Here is an 18482-nt window from a genome sequence, read left to right on the forward strand (position 1 = left end):
ATCGGTTCGGTCAATTCCGGCCCGCGACGGCAGAACTGCCGTCGCGGTGACTGCTTGGTGGTGCCCGCGCACGGAATCCCCTTTCCTCGGCGGCGGGCCCGGCGGGCGTCCCTCCCCGGGACGCCCGCCGGGTGCTCAGACCGCGACCGGACGGCGGACCTGCGCCTGCCGCAGGTCCGGCAGCGCCAGCAGGACGGGCGGGTCGAAGCCGTGCCGCGGCCGCAGCCGGACGTCGACCAGGCTCGCGGCGACCCCTCGGTGCACCGTCACGGGCCCGGCCAGGCCGGTCAGCGGCCGCGGGCCGCGGTCGTCCTGCGGGATGGCCCCGTAGGCGTGGGCGATGACGTACCAGGAACCCAGCGGCACGTCGGTGAGCGTGTACTGGCCCGCTCCGGGCACGATCGCGTACCGGGCGGGCGTGCCCTCGGCGATCTTGGCCGGGAAGAGCCCGACGAACACCGGGCCGGTGTCCCCGCCCGGCGGCCGCCAGACGTGGCCGCGAACGGCCACTTCGGACTCCGGCTGGCCGGTGCGTTCGGCGATCCGCGGGGACATCCCGCGCAGCTGCCGGTACCCCGTGGGGGAGAAGCCGACGCTGCCGCTGAACCGGGCGCTGAACGTGCCCACGCTGTTGTAGCCGACCTGGTGGCTGATGTCCGCCACCGAGATTCCCGTGGTCACGAGCAGCCGTTTCGCTTCGGCCAGGCGCAGCGCCGAGAGGAACCGCCCCGGCGAGAGCCCGGTCGCCCGGAGGAAGACCCGGGTGAAGTGGAACTTGCTGAACATCGCGGCCCGGGCCAGGTCGTCGATGGTGAGCCGATCGCCCAGGTTGTCCCGCATGGTCATGATGGCGCGTGCCACGGCCTGCCGCACGATCTCGTCCATGGTGGCCGTCCCTCCAGTCGCCGGGCCGGCCGATCTTCGTTCCCCTGCGAACGTGATCGGCGTCGGCAATTCGGTATGGCAGAACTGTAGGTCGTCGGCCGTCTACTTCTTAAGTGCTCAGTGCACCGTTCCGAATGGATTTCACAGGGCCAGGACATGCGTTTTGCACATGCCCGCCGCCGGGGTGTGAAGTGGCCGGTCAGCGGGTACCTGGATCCATGACATCGGCACGTGCGCAGGCACGTTGAGCGCCGGGTCGAACGCGCAAGGTGACCAAATCGGTCCTTGCGGCGGTCGTTGACGCCTTTGGATGCCCCATTCGGCGTAATGGCGGGCACTGCACGGAGCAGCCATAAAGCACGCTGGCCCGATGATGCGGGCACTGGCTTCGGGGCGCTCGTTCGCGGAACATTTATGGCCAGTGAGACTTTCACCTTCGCCACTGGGGAGCACATAATGTCCGCAACTTTTTCCGCCAACGTCCGCACTCTTTTCGGCGACCTGGGCATCGAGGTCGAAAACACTTCGGCCGTCGAGACCGGTCTTGTCATCGATCGTTTCGAAATGTGGGGTGACAGCTCGTCGAACCAGGTCGCCCCGGTCCGGGCGAGTTTCTGCCGGATGGACGTGCTCGAGGCGGCGTGAACGCTGTTTTCGCTGCTGGTGCCCTCGGGATGAGCCGGCCGTCGCGACGCGACGGCCGGCTTCGCCGTGCCGGGACACCCCCCGTGACCGGCCGAATTGTGCAGTGGAAAATTTTCCACCCGCTGCTTTGCAAGTGAAAATCTTGCTACATGAGGTAGTGGTTCGGTCGCTTTAAGACATTCCGGTCCACCGGTGGCCTGTGGTCCGTTGTCATTGTGCGTGCAATCCGGCGCGGAATGCCCGGATGGGGTAACCGAGGCGCCCGTGGGAATGTTTAACTGTGCCTCTGGGGAATGTGAGTGCGGAGGCGCCTCGTGATCAGAGTGCTCGTGGCCGAAGACATGCACATCGTGCGGGGAGCCCTGGTGGCGTTGCTGCGCCTCGAGCCGGACATCGATGTCGTCGCCGAAGTGGCCTCGGGGCTGGAGATCCTGCCGATGGCCCGCCAGGCGGCGGCCGACGTCGCGGTGATCGACATCGACCTGCCGGGGAAGGACGGGCTGACCGCCGCCACTGAGCTCCACGAACAGCTGCCGGGGTGCCGCACCCTGATCCTGACCAGCCTGGGGCGGCCGGGCACGCTCCGCCGCGCGCTGGACGCCAAGGTGGGCGGCTTCCTGCTCAAGGACGCCCCGCCGGACCGGCTGGCCAACGCCGTCCGCGGCGTCGTCGCCGGGCGCCGCATGGTCGACGGCGACCTCGCGCTGGCCGCCTGGGACAGCGTGGACTGCCCGCTGACCGTCCGTGAGCTGGACGTGCTCCGGATGACGGCCCAGGGGTACGGGACCGTCGAGATCGCCGCCCGGCTCTACCTCTCGGCGGGCACGGTGCGGAACTACCTGACGACGATCGTCGCCAAGCTCAACGCCCGCAACCGGGTGGACGCCATCCGCATCGCGCAGGACTCGGGCTGGCTCTGACGGACGGACGGCGCCTGGGGCTCCCGACGCGGCCGGGGAGCCCCAGGCGCCGCTTTCTTTCCCTGCTCTGGCCGGCGCTGAGGCCCGTCGGGGGCGCGGACGGGGTTTTACCCCGCCCGGCCGCCTTGAGGCCGTTCAGCCCGCTGAACGTGGGTGCCGGCGGCTTCAGGCCGGGACGACCGCGCGCAACCGGAAGCGGCCGTCGGACTCGACGCCCGCCGTCAGCTCCCCGCCGAGGTCGGCCACGCGGTGCGAGAGGTTGCCGATCCCGCTGCCCGGTGACAGCCGGCCGGAGCCGTTGCCCGGGGCCACGACCGCCTTCACCGCCCGCTCGGGCCCCGCCACCCCGTCGTTGACGATTTCCAGGCTGACGCCGCCGTCGACCCGGCGCAGCGCGATTTCGCAGCTTTCGACGTTGCTGTGCCGCAGGACGTTCGTGACGCCCTCCCGCAGCACCACGGCCAGCACGGTGCGCACGGCCGCGGGCAGGTCCTCGGACAGGGTCTCCATCCGCACCCGGACGTCGGCGGCGGCCAGCACCGACCGCACCGTGCGGGACTCGCTGTCCAGCGACAGGTCGCGGTAGCCGCTGGCCACCGAGCGCACGTCCGACAGCGCCTGGCGGGTCAGGCCGAGGATCTCGGTCAGCTCCCCGGCCGCGCGGTCGCGGTCGATCGGGAGCATCCGGGAGGTCAGCTCGCTCTTCAGGGCGATCGCCGAGAGGCTCATCCCGAGCAGGTCGTGCAGGTCGCGCGCGAAGCGCAGGCGTTCCTCGGCGATGGCCATCTCGGCCAGCCGCTGCCGGGTGTGGTCCAGTTCGGTCACCAGCCGGACCAGCCAGAGCAGCCCGAACACGAGGAGCCCGGTCATCACGGTGGCGGTCGTGTAGAAGACCAGCGAGATGTCGCTCGCGCCGGCCAGGTGCTGGATCCACGCGTACGCGGCCGCGTTCAGCGCGAAGAAGATCCAGCCCGCCACCGGCGGCAGGATCAGCAGGGCGGTGCCGATCAGCAGGCCGGGGACGCTGACCCAGTTGTGCTTCAGCGGCAGCAGCGGCAGGTAGGTCAGGCAGGCCTGGACGAGCAGCATCCCGTAGGTCTGGGCCGAGCGCAGCGGCGTGGCCGGGCGGTTGAAGTACGACAGCTGCAGCGCCAGGAGGGCGATGACCGAGCCGATCACCAGCCCCACCTGCCAGGCCTCGGTGGTCAGCTGGAGCACGTGCAGGGTCGCGCCGAGGCCCATCAGGCACATCGTCGCCGGCATCAGCCACCGGATCAGCGTCGACTCGGGCCGGTCCGCCCGCCCGCCGGCGGGCGTGGGCCCGTCCAGCCGGGTGGGCACGGGGAGCTCGACGCGCAGCCGGAAGCGCCCGTCCGCGCCCGCCTCGGCGGTCGCGGTGCCCCCGAGCGCGGCCACCTCGTCGGGCAGCCTGGTCAGCCGGCTGTCCGGCTCGAGCAACACCTCGTCGGCGGCCACGCCGTCGTTGACGATTTCCAGCGTGACCTTGTCGTCGTGCTGGCGGACGTCGATCTCGCAGTGCTCGACGTCGCTGTAGCGGAGCACGTTCGTCACGCCCTCGCGGAGCACCTTCGCCAGCATCGTCCGCGCCTGGACCGGCAGGTCGCCCTGGTCGAGGTGGACCTGGACGGCGATCTCCGACGCGGCCAGCAGGGACTCCGCGGTCCGGGACTCCTTTTCCAGCGACAGCTCGCGGTAGCCGTGGGAGACGGCCCGGACGTCGGAGAGGGTGCGCTGGGCGGTCGCGGTGATCTCGGCCAGCTCGGCCATGGCCGCGTCCGCCGACTTGCGCATCAGGTGCTGTACGAGTTCACCCTTGAGGGCGATCGCGGACAGGCTGAGGCCGAGCAGGTCGTGCAGGTCGCGGGCGAACGCCAGGCGCTGCTCGGCGACCGCCCGCTGCGCCAGCTCGGTGCGGGCCTGGTGCAGCTCGTTCACCATCCGGGCGAGCCGGGTGAGCTGGTAGAACACGAGGCAGTAGAAGATCGAGGAGAAGGTGCCGTAGATCGTGGTCAGCGGCTCGCCGTCGAAGACCGCGTAGGTCCAGGCGATGCTCGCGCAGACGGCGGCGAACGCGGGCAGGGCGTACCGGCGTGGCAGCATCAGGAGGACGACGCCGCCGACGAAGTCCGGCATGTCGGCCCACAGCAGGCCGAAGGTGGGGATCGGCAGGTAGGCCAGCACGATCATGACCGCGAGCAGGACCCGGCTGGTCGTCGAAGCCAGTTCGGTGGACGGGCGGCTGAACCACAGCAGCTGGATCGCCAGCAGCCCGGCGACGCCGAGTATCCCGTACACCGCGTGCACCGGGTCCACCGAAGTGGGCAGCAGGTTGGCCAGGCCGATCACGGAGAAGCCGGCGGCGACCACGACGATGATCCCGCCCGCGAGGACGGTGGCGAGCCGGGGCCGCCGGTCGACGACGGTGGTGCCCCTCGGCTCGGCGGTCGACGAGCGCGGGACGGTCGGATCGAGTGCGGCAGCCGGAGGCATGTGCAGCGGTCCTCCGGTGGGTCGGCGGCGCACAGGTCGGGCCGGGTTGAGCTCTGTCTGCATCCTCTGGCCAATCCTATCCCATGCCGATGGCTCGCCGGTACGCCGAAGAGTGGCCGTACCGCAGCGTTTCCCGCCGGATCGGGCCGTTATGGTCCAATACTGGTTCAGTCGCGACGGTGCTCGCCGGCGACCCCGGCGAGCTCCAGGAAATCCAGGTACGGCACGGCGATCGTGCCGAGGTGGAGGACGATCCGCCTGTCCAGGGCGAAGAAACTCAACCCGGGGGCGTCGTCGCCGGCGCCTTCGAGGTACCGCGTCGCGGGGAAGTCTTCGGCGAAGCCGGTGTCCACGGCGGAATATCCCGGCAGGTTCCAGCCGAAGTGACGGCCGTACTGCGCGAACTTCGCGTACGGTGCGTGAGAAACCAGCACGACGCGGGTGCCCGCAGTGTGCAACGCGGCGGAGAGCTCGGGCGTGTGCACGGTGGCGCCGGGCCGGCTGCGGTCCACCGCCGGGTGGTGCACGGCGAGCCGCCGGTGCCTGCCGAACAACGCCGCCAGGGTCGCCGGGCCGGTCCGCCCGACGAACCGGTACTCCGCGGCCGGCACGGCGCGGGGGCGGGACAGCATCGGTCCGCCGAGGTCGGGCAGCATGAGTTCGGTCATGATCGCCTCCGGAGGCAGCGCACGGGTTCCCTCCGCGGATTGTGCGGCCCGGCCCGGCTCCGGTCACCGGTTCGGGGGTGATCGGAGCAAGGTGGGAGACGCGCGCGGCGGGCCGGCGGCCCGGGGGCCTAGGCTCGCGGCATGGCGAGGTACTTCGACGTGCACCCCGACAATCCCCAGCGGCGTGCCGTCGCCCAGGTCGCCGAGCTCGTGCGGCAGGACGGGCTGATCGCGTACCCGACGGACTCGTGCTACGCGCTGGGCTGCCGGCTGGACAACCAGGACGGCCTCGACCGGATCCGCGCGATCCGCAAGCTCGACCGGCGCCACCACTTCACGCTGGTCTGCCAGGACTTCGCTCAGCTCGGCCAGTTCGTCATCGTGGACAACGCGGTGTTCCGCGCGATCAAGGCGGCCACCCCGGGCAGCTACACGTTCATCCTGCCGGCCACCAAGGAGGTGCCGCGGCGGCTGATGCACGAGAAGAAGAGGACCGTGGGCGTGCGCATCCCCGACCACGTCGTCACCCAGGCGCTGCTGGCGGAGCTCGGCGAGCCGCTCGTGTCGAGCACCCTCCTGCTGCCGGGCGTGGCCGAGCCCCTCACCCAGGGCTGGGAGATCAAGGAGGAGCTCGACCACGCCGTCGACGCGGTCGTCGACTCCGGCGACTGCGGCACCGAGCCGACCACGGTGGTCGACTTCTCCTCGGGCGAGGCCGAAATCGTCCGCCGCGGCGCCGGCGACCCGGACCGCTTCGCCTGATCCTCAGTCCACTTCGGACGTCCAGAATGGATCACGGCGCACCTGCGCCAGGCCCAGCCAGCGGACGGCTTCGCCGCCGGTGGCGGTGACCGCCAGTCCGGTGAGCGGACGGCGGCCGGTGAACATCAGGCAGAAGTCCTCGGCCGGGCCGGCGATCCGGTCGGCCGCGTCCGGCGGCCCGAAGTCCCAGCGGGCGCCCGACGGCGCGGTGAACTCGAACCGGAACGGCCCGGCGGGAGGCTCGCCGTGCCCGGCGTAGGCGGCGTCACGGGTGCGGACGCCGTAGTAGGCGACGTGCCCGACGCTGTCGTTGCGCTCGAGCCGCGTACCCAGGGCGTCCGCGATGTCCTGGCCGCGGGCGAACACCGCCGTCAGCAGGGCCGCCGCGAGCACCGAGGGCTTCATCGCCCCGCCCGGCCACGGGATGTCCGCGGTCGCGGTGGCCAGCAGGTCCGTGGCCTTGCGGTGTTCCGAACGCCAGGCGACCACGGCGTCGCCGAGCATGCCCGAGTTCGTGATACGGGGCGCGACAGCGCTTTCATCGCCCTCGACGCTCAGCACGATCCGGCGCGCGATGACCGTCAGTTCGGCCAGGTGGGCGGTGATCGACCGGCCGACGGGCAGCATCACCGTTCCCTCGTTGGCGCGGATCAGCTCCGCGAGGATGTCCGCCTCGGAGGCGAGATCGGCGTGCACGTCTTGCATGGGGGCGTCCTCCGGACGTTCGGTGCTGAGGCGTAGATGCTGCTCCTGCGGCACGGTCGCCGACCACTCGTGGATTGCGGTGCCGGATCGGCTATGTTCGCCGGCAGGCGGTCTGCGAGCGCGGGGAGAAGGAAATGAAGTACCTGCTGGCGATGTACATGAACCCGGACGTCTGGGACGGGCTGTCTGACCAGGACAAGGACGAGGTGATGACCGGGCACGGCGAGTTCATCCGCCGGATCCGCGAGTCCGGCGAAATGATCAGCACCCAGGCGCTCGGCGGCCCGGCCGAGAGCGCGGTGGTCCGGCTGGCCGGTGGCGTGCCGGCCGTCACCGACGGCCCGTTCGTCGAGTCCAAGGAGTTCCTGGCCGGGTTCTACCTCGTCGAGTGCGCGAGCCGGGAGCGGGCCTGTGAAGTGGCCGCGATGATCCCGGACGCGAAGATCGAGGGGCTCGGCATCGAGGTTCGCCCGGTGGTGTTCTTCGCCGACGCGGAGACCGAGTCCGAGTTCGCCGGGTGAGCGGACCGGCCGCGGTCGGCGAGCTGCTCCGGCCGCTCGTCCCGCGGGTGCTCGGCGTCCTCGTGCGCCGCTACGGCCAGTTCGACGCCTGCGAAGACGCCGTGCAGGAGGCGCTGATCGCCGCGTCGGCGCAGTGGCCGTCCGAAGGGGTGCCGGAGCACCCGCAGAGCTGGCTCGTCACCGTCGCCGCGCGGCGGCTCACCGACCACTGGCGCAGCGAAAGCGCGCGACGGCGCCGGGAAGAGTCCACCGCGGTGCGCGAACCGGTGGACGCGGCCGTGGTGGCCGGCCCCGGTGAGGAGCGGCCGTCCGATCGGGACGACACGCTGACCCTGCTGTTCCTCTGCTGCCACCCCGCCGTTTCCGAGCCGTCGCAGGTGGCGCTGACGCTGCGCGCGGTGGGTGGTCTCACGACCGCGCAGATCGCCAAGGCCTTCCTCGTCCCGGAAGCGACGATGACCCGGCGCATCACCCGCGCCAAGGAGAGCATCGCGGCGGCGGGCTCGACGTTCGGCGAGCCCGCGGCGGCGGAGTACGCCGAGCGGCTGCGGGTCGTGCTGCAGGTGCTGTACCTGATCTTCAACGAGGGGTACACCGCGACGTCCGGCACGGACCTGCAGGTGCCCGAACTCGCGCACGAGGCGATCCGGCTGACCCGCGCGGTGCGCGCGCTGCGGCCGGACGACGGCGAAGTCGCCGGCCTGCTCGCGCTCATGCTGCTCACCGACGCCCGCCGCCCCGCCCGCACCGGGCCGGGGGGCACCCTGGTGCCGCTGGCCGACCAGGACCGCGAGCTCTGGGACCGGGCGATGATCGCCGAGGGGACGGCGCTGATCGGCGCCGCGCTCGGCCGCGGCCCGGTCGGGGTCTACCAGGTCCAGGCGGCGATCGCGGCCCTGCACGACGAGGCGCCGAGCACGGAGACGACCGACTGGGTGCAGATCGCGCAGCTGTACGAGGTGCTGCAGGAACTGGCGCCCAGCCCGGTGGTGACGCTGAACCGGGCGATCGCGGTGGCGATGGTCGACGGCCCGGCCCGTGGCCTGGAGCTGCTGGACACGATCGCCGGCGACAGCCGGATGAAGCACAGCCACCGCTTCGACGCGGTGCGCGCGCACCTGCTGGAGCAGGCGGGAGACCCGGCGGCGGCCCGGGACCACTACCGGCGGGCGGCGCGGGGCACGGCGAGTGTGCCGGAGCGGCGGTACCTGGAGGAGCGCGCGAGCCGGTTGGAGTGAGTGCGAGCCGCTCGCCTCCCCGGCGCAGCGGCGGCCTCGACCGTCGTGAAGGACTCGTTCAGGCCTCGGCGGTCCTGAACGAGTCTTCCACGGCACCGGCGCGAACCGTCCTCAGTGGAGGGAGACGCCGTCCTGGATCTCCGGGGCCGCCGTCAGGCGGAACAGGCGGGTGAACAGCTCGAGGTCGCGCACGTCGCCGTCGATCGAGATCTTGCCCGTGCGCACCGCTTCCGGCGGGGTGACCTGGCCGCCGATCACGTCCAGGAGGGCCGCGCCCTGGCTGGAGCGGATGATCAGGTCGGCGTCGGGGTAGCGGCCCTCGGAAACCTTGAGCGCCCCGTCGTCGACCATCGCGTGCAGGATCATCGTGTCGTGGTACTGGATCTCGAACGTCACCTGGACGCCGGCCGCGGCTTCGCTCTGGAACGTCGTGTACAGCGAAAGGATCGCCGCGTCCAGGGTGAAGACGTCGTCCGGGCCGGGGTGGCTCAGGGAGCGGGCGCCCCACAGGCCGAGGTCGAGCAGGATGTGGTCGAGCTCGCTGCCGTACTCGGTCAGCTCGTACACCAGGCCGGCGTCGAGGTCCGGGCGGATCCGGCGGCGGATCACGCCCGTCTCCTCCAGCTCGTTCAGCCGGGCCGAAAGGATGCTCGGCGGGATCTTCGGCAGACCGGCCTGCAGCTCGGTGTAGCGCTTCGGGCCGAGCACCAGGTCGCGCACGATGAGCAGCGCCCACCGTTCCCCGACGAGTTCCATGGCGCGGGCGAGTCCGCAGTACTGGCCGTAGGTGCGGGTGCGTGCGGTCATTGATCCTCACTTCTGTCGTGCGGTGGAAGCGTCAGTGGTGGTCGCCCTCGGAGATGAGGTCGCGGTGGAGCAGCTGCAGCTCGTCACACGGCTCGACGCCGAGTTCCTCGCTCAGCCGCTTGCGCATGCTGCGGTAGACGGCCATCGCGTCGGACCGGCGTCCGCTGCGGCCCAGTGCCCGCATCAGCTGCCCGTGCAACGCCTCGTCGAGCGGGTTCGCCGCGGTCAGCGACCGCAGCTCCCCGATCAGCTCGCGGTGGCGCCCGCTGGCGATCTCGGCCTCGATGAGCATGTGCAGGGTGTTGCGCCGCTGCTCCAGCAGCTCCACCGTGTACGGTACGAGCATCGGTCCACAGTGGACGTTGGCGAGCGGCGGCCCGCTCCAGAGGTCCAGCGCCGAGCGGAAGCGCAGCGCCGCGGCCGCGTGCTCGTGCTGGCGCAGCAGTTCCTGGCCCTCCTGCTGGAGCCGGGCGAAGTGGAAGACGTCGACCTGGGCCGGGTCGATCCGGAAGATGTACCCCGGTGCCCGGGTGGCGAGCATCGCCTCGGCGCTCTCGGCGAGGCTGTTCTGCTCGATGCACCGCCGCAGGTGGTAGATGTAGGTGTGCAGGGTGGTCCGCACGGTCCGGGGTGGATCGCTGGCCCACAGCTCCTGCGTGATCGAGTCGACGTGCACCATCTTGCCGGGCCGCATCACGAGCAGGGCGAGCAGCTGCAGGATCTTCGGTGTGGTCGGCGCGTAGTCGACGCCGTCGCGCAGGACGCTCAGCGGACCGAGGACGGTGAACTCAACCACACTTTCGGGTGGTTCGACGGGCCGTTGAGCTACGCCGACCAGTCCGTCCGATAGTTTCTTTTCGGAGTACATGCCGGGCGCCTCCAGTGTTCCTGCTCCGATGTCTCGAGCTCCCCAGTGCAGCCTCGCCGAGTCGTGGCTGTCGACCCCGGGCTGTCCACTGTCGAATGTGACAGAGCGGCCGGGCACCAGCCAGTGAGCCGTCCACCAGAGCCGAGATGGGTTTCGTGCGGCGGACCCGTGGGTTTCGCACGGTTCCCATCCCCACCGCGAACCCCCGCGGGCCGGCCCGGCCGGGCAAACCCCAGGTCCCGATCATGCCCGCGGCCGGGCGACGAGGATCCGCGACCGCTATCACCCGCCGTATCCGAGCGTCTGTCAGACCGGGCCCGTGCGCGGCGCACGCGCCGGGGGTGCGTTCGGCACGTCCGGCGCATGCGGCCCGCACGGGCCCTGTTCCGATGCTGCGCTGTCCTCCTGCGAGTCTCAATCGGAGGTCCACCGACCCGCGAGGTCCGGCGTCTTACCTGACGGCGATGGAATTTGACGCCGTAGGAAATTCGAGGTTGGACTGATGATCTTGCGATCGGTTGCGTCAGGGGGTGCCGACGGCGGTGAGCCGGCGGCCGGTGTGGAGCGGTACAGGCAGGACCTCGACCAGGTCGTCCAGCCCGCCGTTCTGCGCGCGATCGAGATGATCCTTGATCGCTACTTCGAGCCGATCACGCTGTCGGCTCTCGCGTCCGAGGTGTACGTGAGCCCGTTCCACTTCTCGCGCATCTTCGCCAAGGCGACCGGGGTGACGCCCGGCCGGTTCCTCACCGCGGTGCGGCTGTTCGAGGCGAAGCGGTTGCTGCTGACCACGTCGCTGACGGTGTCGGACATCGTCTGCAGCGTCGGCTACAGCAGTGTGGGCACGTTCACCAGCCGGTTCGTCCGCGCGGTCGGGATGACCCCGACCGAGTACCGCGAACCCGAGGTCGGTGAGCTGCTCGTGGCTCACTCGGCGTACTTCCAGCGGTTGCCTTCGCTGCGCTCGCTGCGGGCGGCCGGCAGTTCGTGCGCGTCCCTGCAGTCGGGCAGCGGACGGCTGACCGTGCGCCTGGGGATGCCGGAGGACGCCGCGCCGGCCACCGTGCTCGTCGGGGTGTTCGCCGACTCGGTGCCGCAGAGCGGCCCGGTGGCCTTCGGCGGGCTCGCCGAGACCCGGTCCGCCGAGCTGAGGATCGACGGCGTGCCGGAGGGCAACTGGACGGTGATCGCGGTCGCCGACCACGGTGCGGTGCGGCAGGCGCCGTCCGGGCCGGCGTTCACCGTCGCCAGCGCGGCGGCGACGGTGGCCGAGTTCGAGCCGGCGACCGTGGCGATGCGGCTGCGCCCGCCGTCCCTGATCGACCCGCCGATCGCGATCACGCTGGCGTCGCGGCAGTCGCCTGCCGGCCAGCGGATGCTCGCGGCGCAGCGGGCGCACCTGCGTGCCGTGGCCTGACCCACCGAACGAAACGAGGACTTCCGATGTCGACTTTCTTCGGTGTGCTGCGCAAGCGGGTGCTCGCCCCGTCGCTGGCCTCCGTCGGTTTCGCGGAGCGCGGTTTCCCCGTCACGCCCACCACGGCGACGGCCCGGCTGGAGGCGGTGCCGCAGGCCGTGGTGTGCGGGTTCGAATGGGCGATCGAAGGCGCTTCCCTGTGGGAGCTGGAACGGCGGCTCGCGCTCGTCGAGCCGGAGCAGCGCGGGTTCGCGTACGAGGGCGCGACCATGGGGTACACGATCCTGGACGCGATGCCGGGCGGCGGCCGCGACCGCACGAAGGCCCTGCTGGAGGGACCGGGGGAGCCGCACATCTTCCTCACCTACATCGGGATCGGGTTCGCGATGGCCCGGCTGCCGCGTCCACTGTGGAAGAACATCCTGCCGGAGCTGACCGGCGTCCACCACCACCCGGTGATGAGCTGGCTGGCGGTGGACGGCTACGGCTTCGACCGGGCCTACTTCGACACCCGCCGCTGGATCGACGAACAGGCCGAGCCGGCACCGTACCCGTGGGCGGGGCGCGCGGACTACTTCCCGCGTGCTTTCGACCAGGGCGTGGGCCGGGCGCTGTGGTTCATCCACGGCGGGGTGCCCGAGGCCGTCGCCGCGGCGGTGGACGCGTTCGCCGAGGCCCGCCGCCCGGACCTGTGGAGCGGGGTCGGGCTGGCGGCGACGTTCGCCGGCGGCGCCGACCAGGCGGGGCTGGCGGCCCTGCGCCGCCTCTCCGGGGCGCACTACGCGGAACTGGCGCTGGGCGTGGTGTTCGCGATCAAGGCGCGCACCTATTCGACGTACGTGCCGGAGCACAGCCGGCTCGCCGCGGGCGTGCTCGCGGACCTCACCGTCGAAGCGGCCGAGGCGCTCGCGGACCGCACGGAGGTGCCGTTCGACGACGTCGGCCCGGTCCCGCCGTACGAGCTGTGGCGGGCGCGGATCCGGGCCGAGTTCGGTGCGGGAAGGCTGCGCGTCGCGGGCTGAGCCCGCCGCTCGCAACTGTGGAGTAGACCCGTGATCACGGCTTATGTGAGCGTGGAAGCAGTGACAACCGGGGCTTCGCCCCAGGCCGGGGGCCTTCGCCACCCGGACCCCCGAAAGCACACCATGGAACCCGAAAAGGGGGAGAGTGCGTTGGGCAACGGTTGGCGTGCGTTCAGGCGCCGGATCCTGACACCGGACGTTTCGGAGACCTCGCTGGTCAAGCGGGGTTTCCACAGGAAGAGTCCAGCCGCTCAAGAACTGCTCGAGACGGTCGGCGAGAAGTTCCTCCTCGGGTACGCGCACGCGGTCGAGGCGCGCTCGGTCGAGCAGGCCGAGGAATGGCTCGAAGAAATCCCGCCGCAGTTCCGCGGATTCGCCTACGAAGGCGCGGGAATGGGGTACGGGGTCCTCGACGGGCTCCCCTTCGGCAAGAGCTCGAACATCGCCGAGTTCCTGGCCGGTCCAGGGGAGAAGCACGACTACATCATCTACGTCGGCGTCGGCTGGGCGATGGCCCGCCTCCCGCGGTTCGCGTGGCCGAAGGCAACCGCCTTCGACCCGCTGCTGCGCTGGCTCGTCCTCGACGGGTACGGCTTCCACCAGGCGTACTTCAAGACCGAGAAGTACGTCCGGCAGCAGTACCAGGAGCCGGGCTTCCCGTGGCCGGACCAGCGATACGAGGGCTACGCGCTGCGGGCCATCGACCAGGGCATCGGCCGGGCCCTGTGGTTCATCTGCGGCACCGACGTCTCCCTGCTGGCCAAGACGATCGAGGAGTTCGACGAATCCCGCCACGGGGACCTGTACGCCGGGGTGGGGCTCGCCTCGACCTACGCGTGCGGTGTCGAGGCCGACGAACTGGCGGAACTGGTCGACCGGGCCGGGATCCACCACGGTCCGCTGGCGCAGGGGAGCGCCTTCGCCGCCGAGTGCCGGGTGCGCTCGGGCCTGCTGATCCCGCAGACCGAGATGGCGGCCCAGGCGATCTGCGGGCTCCCGGCCGAGCGCGTGGCGGCCATCACCCAGGAGGTCCGCCCGGCCGTCGTCGTCGACGGTGACGACGTCCCGGCCTTCGAAACCTGGCGGCAGCGGATCGCCGAAGAAGTGCTGACCCACGGAGGGAAGAACAAATGACCGCGACCTTCGGCTGGCTGCGCAAGCAGCTGGCGGGCATCGTGGCGCTGGCGCTGATCCTCGGCCTGTTCCTGGTCGCGCGGCTGCCCAGCGTCTCCGCCGCCGAACAGGACCAAATGGCGGACAAGTTCCGCTTCACCCCCATGACGATCGCGCTGCCCGCGGCTTCGAAGTCGCAGTCGATCCGGACGGTGAACAAGGAGTACGAGAAGATCGCCGCCTGGATCTCCTCGGTCGGCGCCGCGATCGCCATCAACGACATCAGCGGCAGCGGCAAGGCCAACGACCTGTGCCTGGTCGACCCGCGCAGCGACCAGGTCGTCATCACCCCGGCGCCCGACTCGGGCCCGCGCTACGCCCCCTTCGCGCTCGACCCGGCGCCGGCCCTGCCGACGTGGGACTACATGGCGCCGATGGGCTGCGTCCCCGGTGACTACAACGAGGACGGCCGGACCGACGTCCTCGCCTACTACTGGGGCCGCACCCCGGTGCTGTTCCTGCAGAAGGCCACCGCCACCAAGTTCGACGCCTCGGCGTTCCAGCCGGTCGAACTGGTCGCGGGCAACCACCGCGGCGCGGACGGCAAGTACAACGGCCCGCTGTGGAACACCGACTCCGTCACCATCGGGGACTTCGACGGCGACGGGCACGTCGACATCTTCGTCGGGAACTACTTCCCGGACAGCCGGGTCCTGGACCCGAACGCCGACGGCGGCATCACGCTGAACCAGTCGATGTCGCACGCGGTGAACTCCGGCGCCAAGTACATCTACCGCTGGACCGGTGCCACGGCGGGGGCGAACCCGGGCACGCAGTACACCGACGCCTCGCAGGGCATCCCGGAGAGCGCCCGCTTCGGCTGGACGCTGGCCTCCAGCGCCACCGACATCGACGGCGACAACCTGCCCGAGCTCTACATCGCCAACGACTTCGGCCACGACCACCTGCTGTACAACAAGTCCACGCCGGGGAAGATCGAGCTCGCCGAGGTCAACGGCGTCCGCGGGATCGACGACCCGAAGTCGAAGGTGCTCGGCCACGACTCCTTCAAGGGCATGGGCGTCGATTTCGGCGACCTGAACCACGACGGCCTCTACGACCTGTTCGTCAGCAACATCACGACGTCGTGGGGCATCGAAGAGTCGAACTTCCAGTTCATGAACAAGGCCAAGGACAACGCGGACCTGACTCAGCAGCTGAAGGACGGCGTCGCGCCGTTCCACGACGACAGCGCCGAGCACGGCACGGCGTGGTCCGGCTGGGGCTGGGACGTCAAGATCCAGGACTTCAACAACGGCGGCGAGAACCAGATCGCCCAGGCCACCGGGTTCGTCAAGGGCCAGGTCAACCGCTGGCCGAACCTGCAGGAGATCGCCACGGCCCACGACGGCCTGCTGTCCAACCCGCTGTGGTGGCCGAACGCCCGCGCCGGTGACGATATCGGTGGCGACCAGACGCTGCACTTCTTCGTGAAGAGCGCCGACGGCCGGTACGCCGACCTGGCGCCGCAGCTCGGCCTGGCGGTTCCGGTGCCCACCCGCGGCATCGCCGTCGGCGACACCGACGGTGACGGCCTGCCCGAGTTCGCGGTGGCGAGGCAGTGGGAGCAGCCGATCTTCTACCACAACGACAGCCCGAACCCCGGCAAGTACCTGCAGCTGAAGCTGACCACCGACGCCGCGGTGGCGCCCGGCCCGCTGCCCGCGGCCGGCCCGCCCGCGATCGGCGCCCAGGTCACGGTGACGACCTCGGACGGCAAGAAGTACCTCGGCCGGGTCGACGGCAGCAGCGGCGAGGCCGGGCGGCGCAGCTTCGACGTCCAGATCGGCCTCGGGCACGACGTCCGCGGCCCGCTCGACGTGCACCTGCAGTGGCGGGACCGGACCGGGCAGCTGCGGACGCAGAACCTGAAGCTCGAACCCGGTTGCCACTCCTACCAGCTCGGCTCCACGGCGAAGGAAGCGATGTGACATGACCACCCCGACTCTGACCAAGGTGGACAGTGCGCCACCGAAGCGGACCAACAAGGTCATCACCGCGCTGCGGCGCTTCGCCATCTCGATCACGATCTTCAACATCGTCGGCTACACCGTGCTCGGGTTCGAGCAGCCGTGGCTGTACCCGTTCGTCGCGCTGGCGACCGCGTACACCACGGAGATCGTCCTCGAGATCATCAACGCCCGCGTCACCCACCGTGACGTCCGGTTCCGCGGCAACGGGTTCAAGGGGCTGGTGGAGTTCCTCCTGCCGGCGCACATCACCGGCCTGGCCCTCAACATGCTGACCTACGTCAACGACCAGATCCTCGTGATGATGTTCGGGGTCGCCGTCGCGGTCGGCACCAAGTGGATCCTGCAGGCGCCGGTGTACGGCCGCATGCGGCACTACATGAACCCGTCGAACTTCGGCATCACGATCATCCTGCTCGTGTTCCCGTGGGCCAGCATCGCCCCGCCGTACCACTTCACCGAGCAGATCCCGACCTGGGGCGGCTGGCTGATCGTCGGCATCATCCTCGTGTCGGGCACGGTGCTCAACGCGCTGCTGACCAACCGGATGTGGCTGATCGCGGGCTGGCTGAGCTTCTTCGCCATCCAGGCGGTCGTCCGTGGCTGGATCTTCGACACGTCCATCACCGGCGCGCTGGCGATGGGCACCGGCGTCGCGTTCGTGCTCTACACCAACTACATGGTGACCGACCCGGGCACGTCGCCGTCGAAGCCGGCCTCGCAGTTCGCGTTCGGGGCCGGGGTGGCACTCGCGTACGGCTTCTTCACCGCCGTGCACGTCGCGTACGGGCTGTTCCTGGCCACCGCGACCGTGTGCCTGATCCGCGGCATGTTCCTGTGGGGCCTGCACTTCTCGAACAAGGCGCGGATCAGGTTCGAGGCCGAGCAGGCCGCGCAGAAGGCCAAGCTGGAGATCGCGCCGCCGGTGGAGACCGGTGACGAGAAGCCCGGAGCCATCGCGGCATGACCGGTCCCCAGCACCACGCCCGGGCGGCGCGCACCGCGCCGCCCGGGCCGCCGCGCCGGGCGACCCTCCGGTTGCTGAAGCAGCTCTTCACCGACCGGCTCGCCCTCATGGGCGACAACGCCGAGGCCTACGGCGACGTCGTCCGCATCGCCATCGGCCCGAAGGCGATGTACCTGGTGAACCACCCGGACCTCGCGAAGCACGTCCTCGCGGACAACGCCGCGAACTACCACAAGGGCATCGGCCTGCAGGAGGCCCGCCGGGCCCTCGGCGACGGCCTGCTCACCAGTGACGGGGAAACCTGGCGCAAGCAGCGCCGGACCATCCAGCCGGTGTTCCAGCCCAAGCGGATCTCGCGGCAGGCCGCCGTCGTCGCGGCCGAAGTGGACGCGCTGGTCCGGCGGCTGGCCGCGCACGACGGGCCGGTCGAAATCCTGCACGAGATGACCGGGCTGACCCTCGGCGTGCTCGGCAAGACGCTGCTCGACGCGGAGCTCGGCGGCTACGAAACGCTCGGCCACTCGTTCGAGGCCGTGCAGGACCAGGCCATGTTCGAAGCGGTCACGCTGAGCGCGGTCCCGCAGTGGGTGCCGCTGAAGAAGCAGCTGCACTTCCGCACCGCCCGCGACGACCTGCGCCGGATCGCCGACGAGCTGGTCGACCAGCGGCTGGCGAACCCGGTCGAGAACGGCGAGGACGTGCTGTCGCGGCTGATCGCGTCCGGGTCGGACGACGGCGCGTCGCGCGAACACATGCGCGACGAGCTCATCACCCTGCTGCTGGCCGGGCACGAGACCACGGCGAGCACGCTCGGCTGGGCGTTCCACCTGATCGACGAGCACCCGGAGGTCGGCGAGCGGCTGCACGCCGAAGCCGTCGAGGTGCTCGGCGACCGGCTGCCGGAACACGAGGACCTGCGGCGGCTCACCTACACCGTGGCGGTGGTCGAAGAGGTCATGCGGCTGTACCCGCCGGTGTGGCTGCTGCCGCGGATCGCGCAGGCCGACGACGAGATCGGCGGGTACCACGTGCCGGCCGGGTCCGACGTCGTCGTCGTGCCCTACACGCTGCACCGGCACCCGGGGTTCTGGGCCGACCCCGAGCGCTTCGACCCCGGCCGGTTCGACCCGGCCAACCCGGACGGGCGGCCGCCGCGGTACGCCTACTTGCCCTTCGGTGCCGGGCCGAGGTTCTGCATCGGCAACAGCCTCGGGGTGATGGAGGCGGTGTTCGTGCTGGCGATGGCCGCCAGGGACCTGGAGCTGCGCAAGCTCCCGGGCTACGCCGTCGAACCCGAGGCGATGCTGTCGCTGCGGGTCCGCGGCGGGCTGCCGATGACCGTGCACCCGCGGACGGCGGCGGCGCGCCGGGCCGCCTGAGCCTGGTTTCCATTGTGGACATTC

General features: G+C 70.8%; 17 protein-coding genes. 11 read left to right on the forward strand and 6 right to left on the reverse strand.

The features are described 5' to 3' along the window. Positions 1-135: 135 nt before the first annotated feature. Positions 136-885, reverse strand: a complete 750-nt coding sequence (locus tag DV20_RS27865; RefSeq protein ID WP_043785448.1) for a helix-turn-helix domain-containing protein — start codon at positions 883-885, stop codon at positions 136-138. A gap of 414 nt (positions 886-1299) precedes the next feature. Between DV20_RS27865 and DV20_RS27870 the strand changes: the two genes are divergently transcribed. Both DV20_RS27870 and DV20_RS27875 read left to right on the forward strand, forming a co-directional pair. Continuing rightward, the gene (locus tag DV20_RS27870) at positions 1300-1530 is read left to right on the forward strand and encodes a hypothetical protein (RefSeq protein ID WP_235190985.1); all 231 of its coding nucleotides are present in this window, start codon (positions 1300-1302) and stop codon (positions 1528-1530) included. A 314-nt stretch (positions 1531-1844) separates the two neighbouring features. Further along, positions 1845-2450, forward strand: coding sequence for a response regulator transcription factor (locus DV20_RS27875; RefSeq protein WP_043785449.1), 606 nt, complete (start codon positions 1845-1847; stop codon positions 2448-2450). 165 nt (positions 2451-2615) lie between these two features. Here the strand turns inward: DV20_RS27875 and DV20_RS27880 are convergent, their stop codons facing one another. Then, complete coding sequence (locus tag DV20_RS27880; protein ID WP_043785453.1) at positions 2616-4961, reverse strand: sensor histidine kinase; 2346 nt, start codon at positions 4959-4961, stop codon at positions 2616-2618. A gap of 167 nt (positions 4962-5128) precedes the next feature. After that, the gene (locus DV20_RS27885) at positions 5129-5629 is read right to left on the reverse strand and encodes a DUF899 family protein (protein ID WP_043785455.1); all 501 of its coding nucleotides are present in this window, start codon (positions 5627-5629) and stop codon (positions 5129-5131) included. A 141-nt stretch (positions 5630-5770) separates the two neighbouring features. Between DV20_RS27885 and DV20_RS27890 the strand changes: the two genes are divergently transcribed. Then, positions 5771-6391, forward strand: coding sequence for an L-threonylcarbamoyladenylate synthase (locus DV20_RS27890; protein WP_043785457.1), 621 nt, complete (start codon positions 5771-5773; stop codon positions 6389-6391). 3 nt (positions 6392-6394) lie between these two features. Here DV20_RS27890 and DV20_RS27895 read toward each other — a convergent pair whose 3' ends face one another. After that, positions 6395-7096, reverse strand: coding sequence for a maleylpyruvate isomerase family mycothiol-dependent enzyme (locus tag DV20_RS27895; RefSeq protein ID WP_051736150.1), 702 nt, complete (start codon positions 7094-7096; stop codon positions 6395-6397). Positions 7097-7230: 134 nt separating this feature from the next. On the opposite strand from DV20_RS27895, the gene DV20_RS27900 reads away from it, so the two are divergent. Both DV20_RS27900 and DV20_RS27905 read left to right on the forward strand, forming a co-directional pair. Then, a complete protein-coding gene (locus DV20_RS27900) occupies positions 7231-7617 on the forward strand; it encodes a YciI family protein (protein WP_043785459.1) in 387 nt (128 codons plus the stop codon). After that, on the forward strand, positions 7614-8855 hold the full coding sequence (locus tag DV20_RS27905; RefSeq protein WP_043785462.1) for an RNA polymerase sigma factor: 1242 nt from the start codon (positions 7614-7616) through the stop codon (positions 8853-8855). The genes DV20_RS27900 and DV20_RS27905 overlap by 4 nt, the downstream gene beginning before the upstream one ends. Before the next feature lie 111 nt (positions 8856-8966). On the opposite strand, the gene DV20_RS27910 is transcribed toward DV20_RS27905, so the two are convergent. Both DV20_RS27910 and DV20_RS27915 read right to left on the reverse strand, forming a co-directional pair. After that, positions 8967-9662, reverse strand: coding sequence for a winged helix-turn-helix transcriptional regulator (locus DV20_RS27910; protein WP_043785464.1), 696 nt, complete (start codon positions 9660-9662; stop codon positions 8967-8969). Positions 9663-9693: 31 nt separating this feature from the next. Next, complete coding sequence (locus tag DV20_RS27915; protein ID WP_235190986.1) at positions 9694-10458, reverse strand: AfsR/SARP family transcriptional regulator; 765 nt, start codon at positions 10456-10458, stop codon at positions 9694-9696. A 574-nt stretch (positions 10459-11032) separates the two neighbouring features. On the opposite strand from DV20_RS27915, the gene DV20_RS27920 reads away from it, so the two are divergent. The 6 genes from DV20_RS27920 (at position 11033) to DV20_RS27945 (ending at position 18458) form a co-directional block, all read left to right on the forward strand. Continuing rightward, the gene (locus DV20_RS27920; RefSeq protein WP_084093708.1) at positions 11033-11947 is read left to right on the forward strand and encodes a helix-turn-helix domain-containing protein; all 915 of its coding nucleotides are present in this window, start codon (positions 11033-11035) and stop codon (positions 11945-11947) included. Positions 11948-11973: 26 nt separating this feature from the next. Continuing rightward, a complete protein-coding gene (locus tag DV20_RS27925) occupies positions 11974-12969 on the forward strand; it encodes a DUF1702 family protein (RefSeq protein WP_043785469.1) in 996 nt (331 codons plus the stop codon). Between the two features lie 123 nt (positions 12970-13092). Next, the gene (locus DV20_RS27930; protein WP_084093709.1) at positions 13093-14103 is read left to right on the forward strand and encodes a DUF1702 family protein; all 1011 of its coding nucleotides are present in this window, start codon (positions 13093-13095) and stop codon (positions 14101-14103) included. After that, positions 14100-16073 carry a CRTAC1 family protein gene (locus DV20_RS27935; RefSeq protein WP_043785472.1) on the forward strand — a complete coding sequence of 658 codons (1974 nt, stop codon included), beginning with the start codon at positions 14100-14102 and terminating at the stop codon, positions 16071-16073. The genes DV20_RS27930 and DV20_RS27935 overlap by 4 nt, the downstream gene beginning before the upstream one ends. Position 16074: 1 nt before the next feature. Then, positions 16075-17079 carry an enediyne biosynthesis protein gene (locus tag DV20_RS27940; protein WP_043785474.1) on the forward strand — a complete coding sequence of 335 codons (1005 nt, stop codon included), beginning with the start codon at positions 16075-16077 and terminating at the stop codon, positions 17077-17079. Then, positions 17076-18458 (forward strand): cytochrome P450, encoded by a 1383-nt coding sequence (locus tag DV20_RS27945; protein ID WP_043785475.1) that lies wholly within the window; start codon positions 17076-17078, stop codon positions 18456-18458. Before DV20_RS27940 ends, DV20_RS27945 begins: the two co-directional genes overlap by 4 nt. Positions 18459-18482: the final 24 nt, after the last annotated feature.

Origin of the sequence: Amycolatopsis rifamycinica (genome assembly GCF_000695625.1) — a bacterium.
Lineage (GTDB): Bacteria > Actinomycetota > Actinomycetes > Mycobacteriales > Pseudonocardiaceae > Amycolatopsis > Amycolatopsis rifamycinica.

Coding starts and splice junctions, on each gene's coding strand:
- DV20_RS27865 (WP_043785448.1), bottom strand. CDS start 885: ATGGACGAGATCGTGCGGCAGGCCGTGGCACGCGCCATCATGACCATG.
- DV20_RS27870 (WP_235190985.1), top strand. CDS start 1,300: ATGGCCAGTGAGACTTTCACCTTCGCCACTGGGGAGCACATAATGTCC.
- DV20_RS27880 (WP_043785453.1), bottom strand. CDS start 4,961: ATGCCTCCGGCTGCCGCACTCGATCCGACCGTCCCGCGCTCGTCGACC.
- DV20_RS27885 (WP_043785455.1), bottom strand. CDS start 5,629: ATGACCGAACTCATGCTGCCCGACCTCGGCGGACCGATGCTGTCCCGC.
- DV20_RS27890 (WP_043785457.1), top strand. CDS start 5,771: ATGGCGAGGTACTTCGACGTGCACCCCGACAATCCCCAGCGGCGTGCC.
- DV20_RS27895 (WP_051736150.1), bottom strand. CDS start 7,096: ATGCAAGACGTGCACGCCGATCTCGCCTCCGAGGCGGACATCCTCGCG.
- DV20_RS27900 (WP_043785459.1), top strand. CDS start 7,231: ATGAAGTACCTGCTGGCGATGTACATGAACCCGGACGTCTGGGACGGG.
- DV20_RS27910 (WP_043785464.1), bottom strand. CDS start 9,662: ATGACCGCACGCACCCGCACCTACGGCCAGTACTGCGGACTCGCCCGC.
- DV20_RS27920 (WP_084093708.1), top strand. CDS start 11,033: ATGATCTTGCGATCGGTTGCGTCAGGGGGTGCCGACGGCGGTGAGCCG.
- DV20_RS27925 (WP_043785469.1), top strand. CDS start 11,974: ATGTCGACTTTCTTCGGTGTGCTGCGCAAGCGGGTGCTCGCCCCGTCG.
- DV20_RS27930 (WP_084093709.1), top strand. CDS start 13,093: ATGGAACCCGAAAAGGGGGAGAGTGCGTTGGGCAACGGTTGGCGTGCG.
- DV20_RS27935 (WP_043785472.1), top strand. CDS start 14,100: ATGACCGCGACCTTCGGCTGGCTGCGCAAGCAGCTGGCGGGCATCGTG.
- DV20_RS27940 (WP_043785474.1), top strand. CDS start 16,075: ATGACCACCCCGACTCTGACCAAGGTGGACAGTGCGCCACCGAAGCGG.
- DV20_RS27945 (WP_043785475.1), top strand. CDS start 17,076: ATGACCGGTCCCCAGCACCACGCCCGGGCGGCGCGCACCGCGCCGCCC.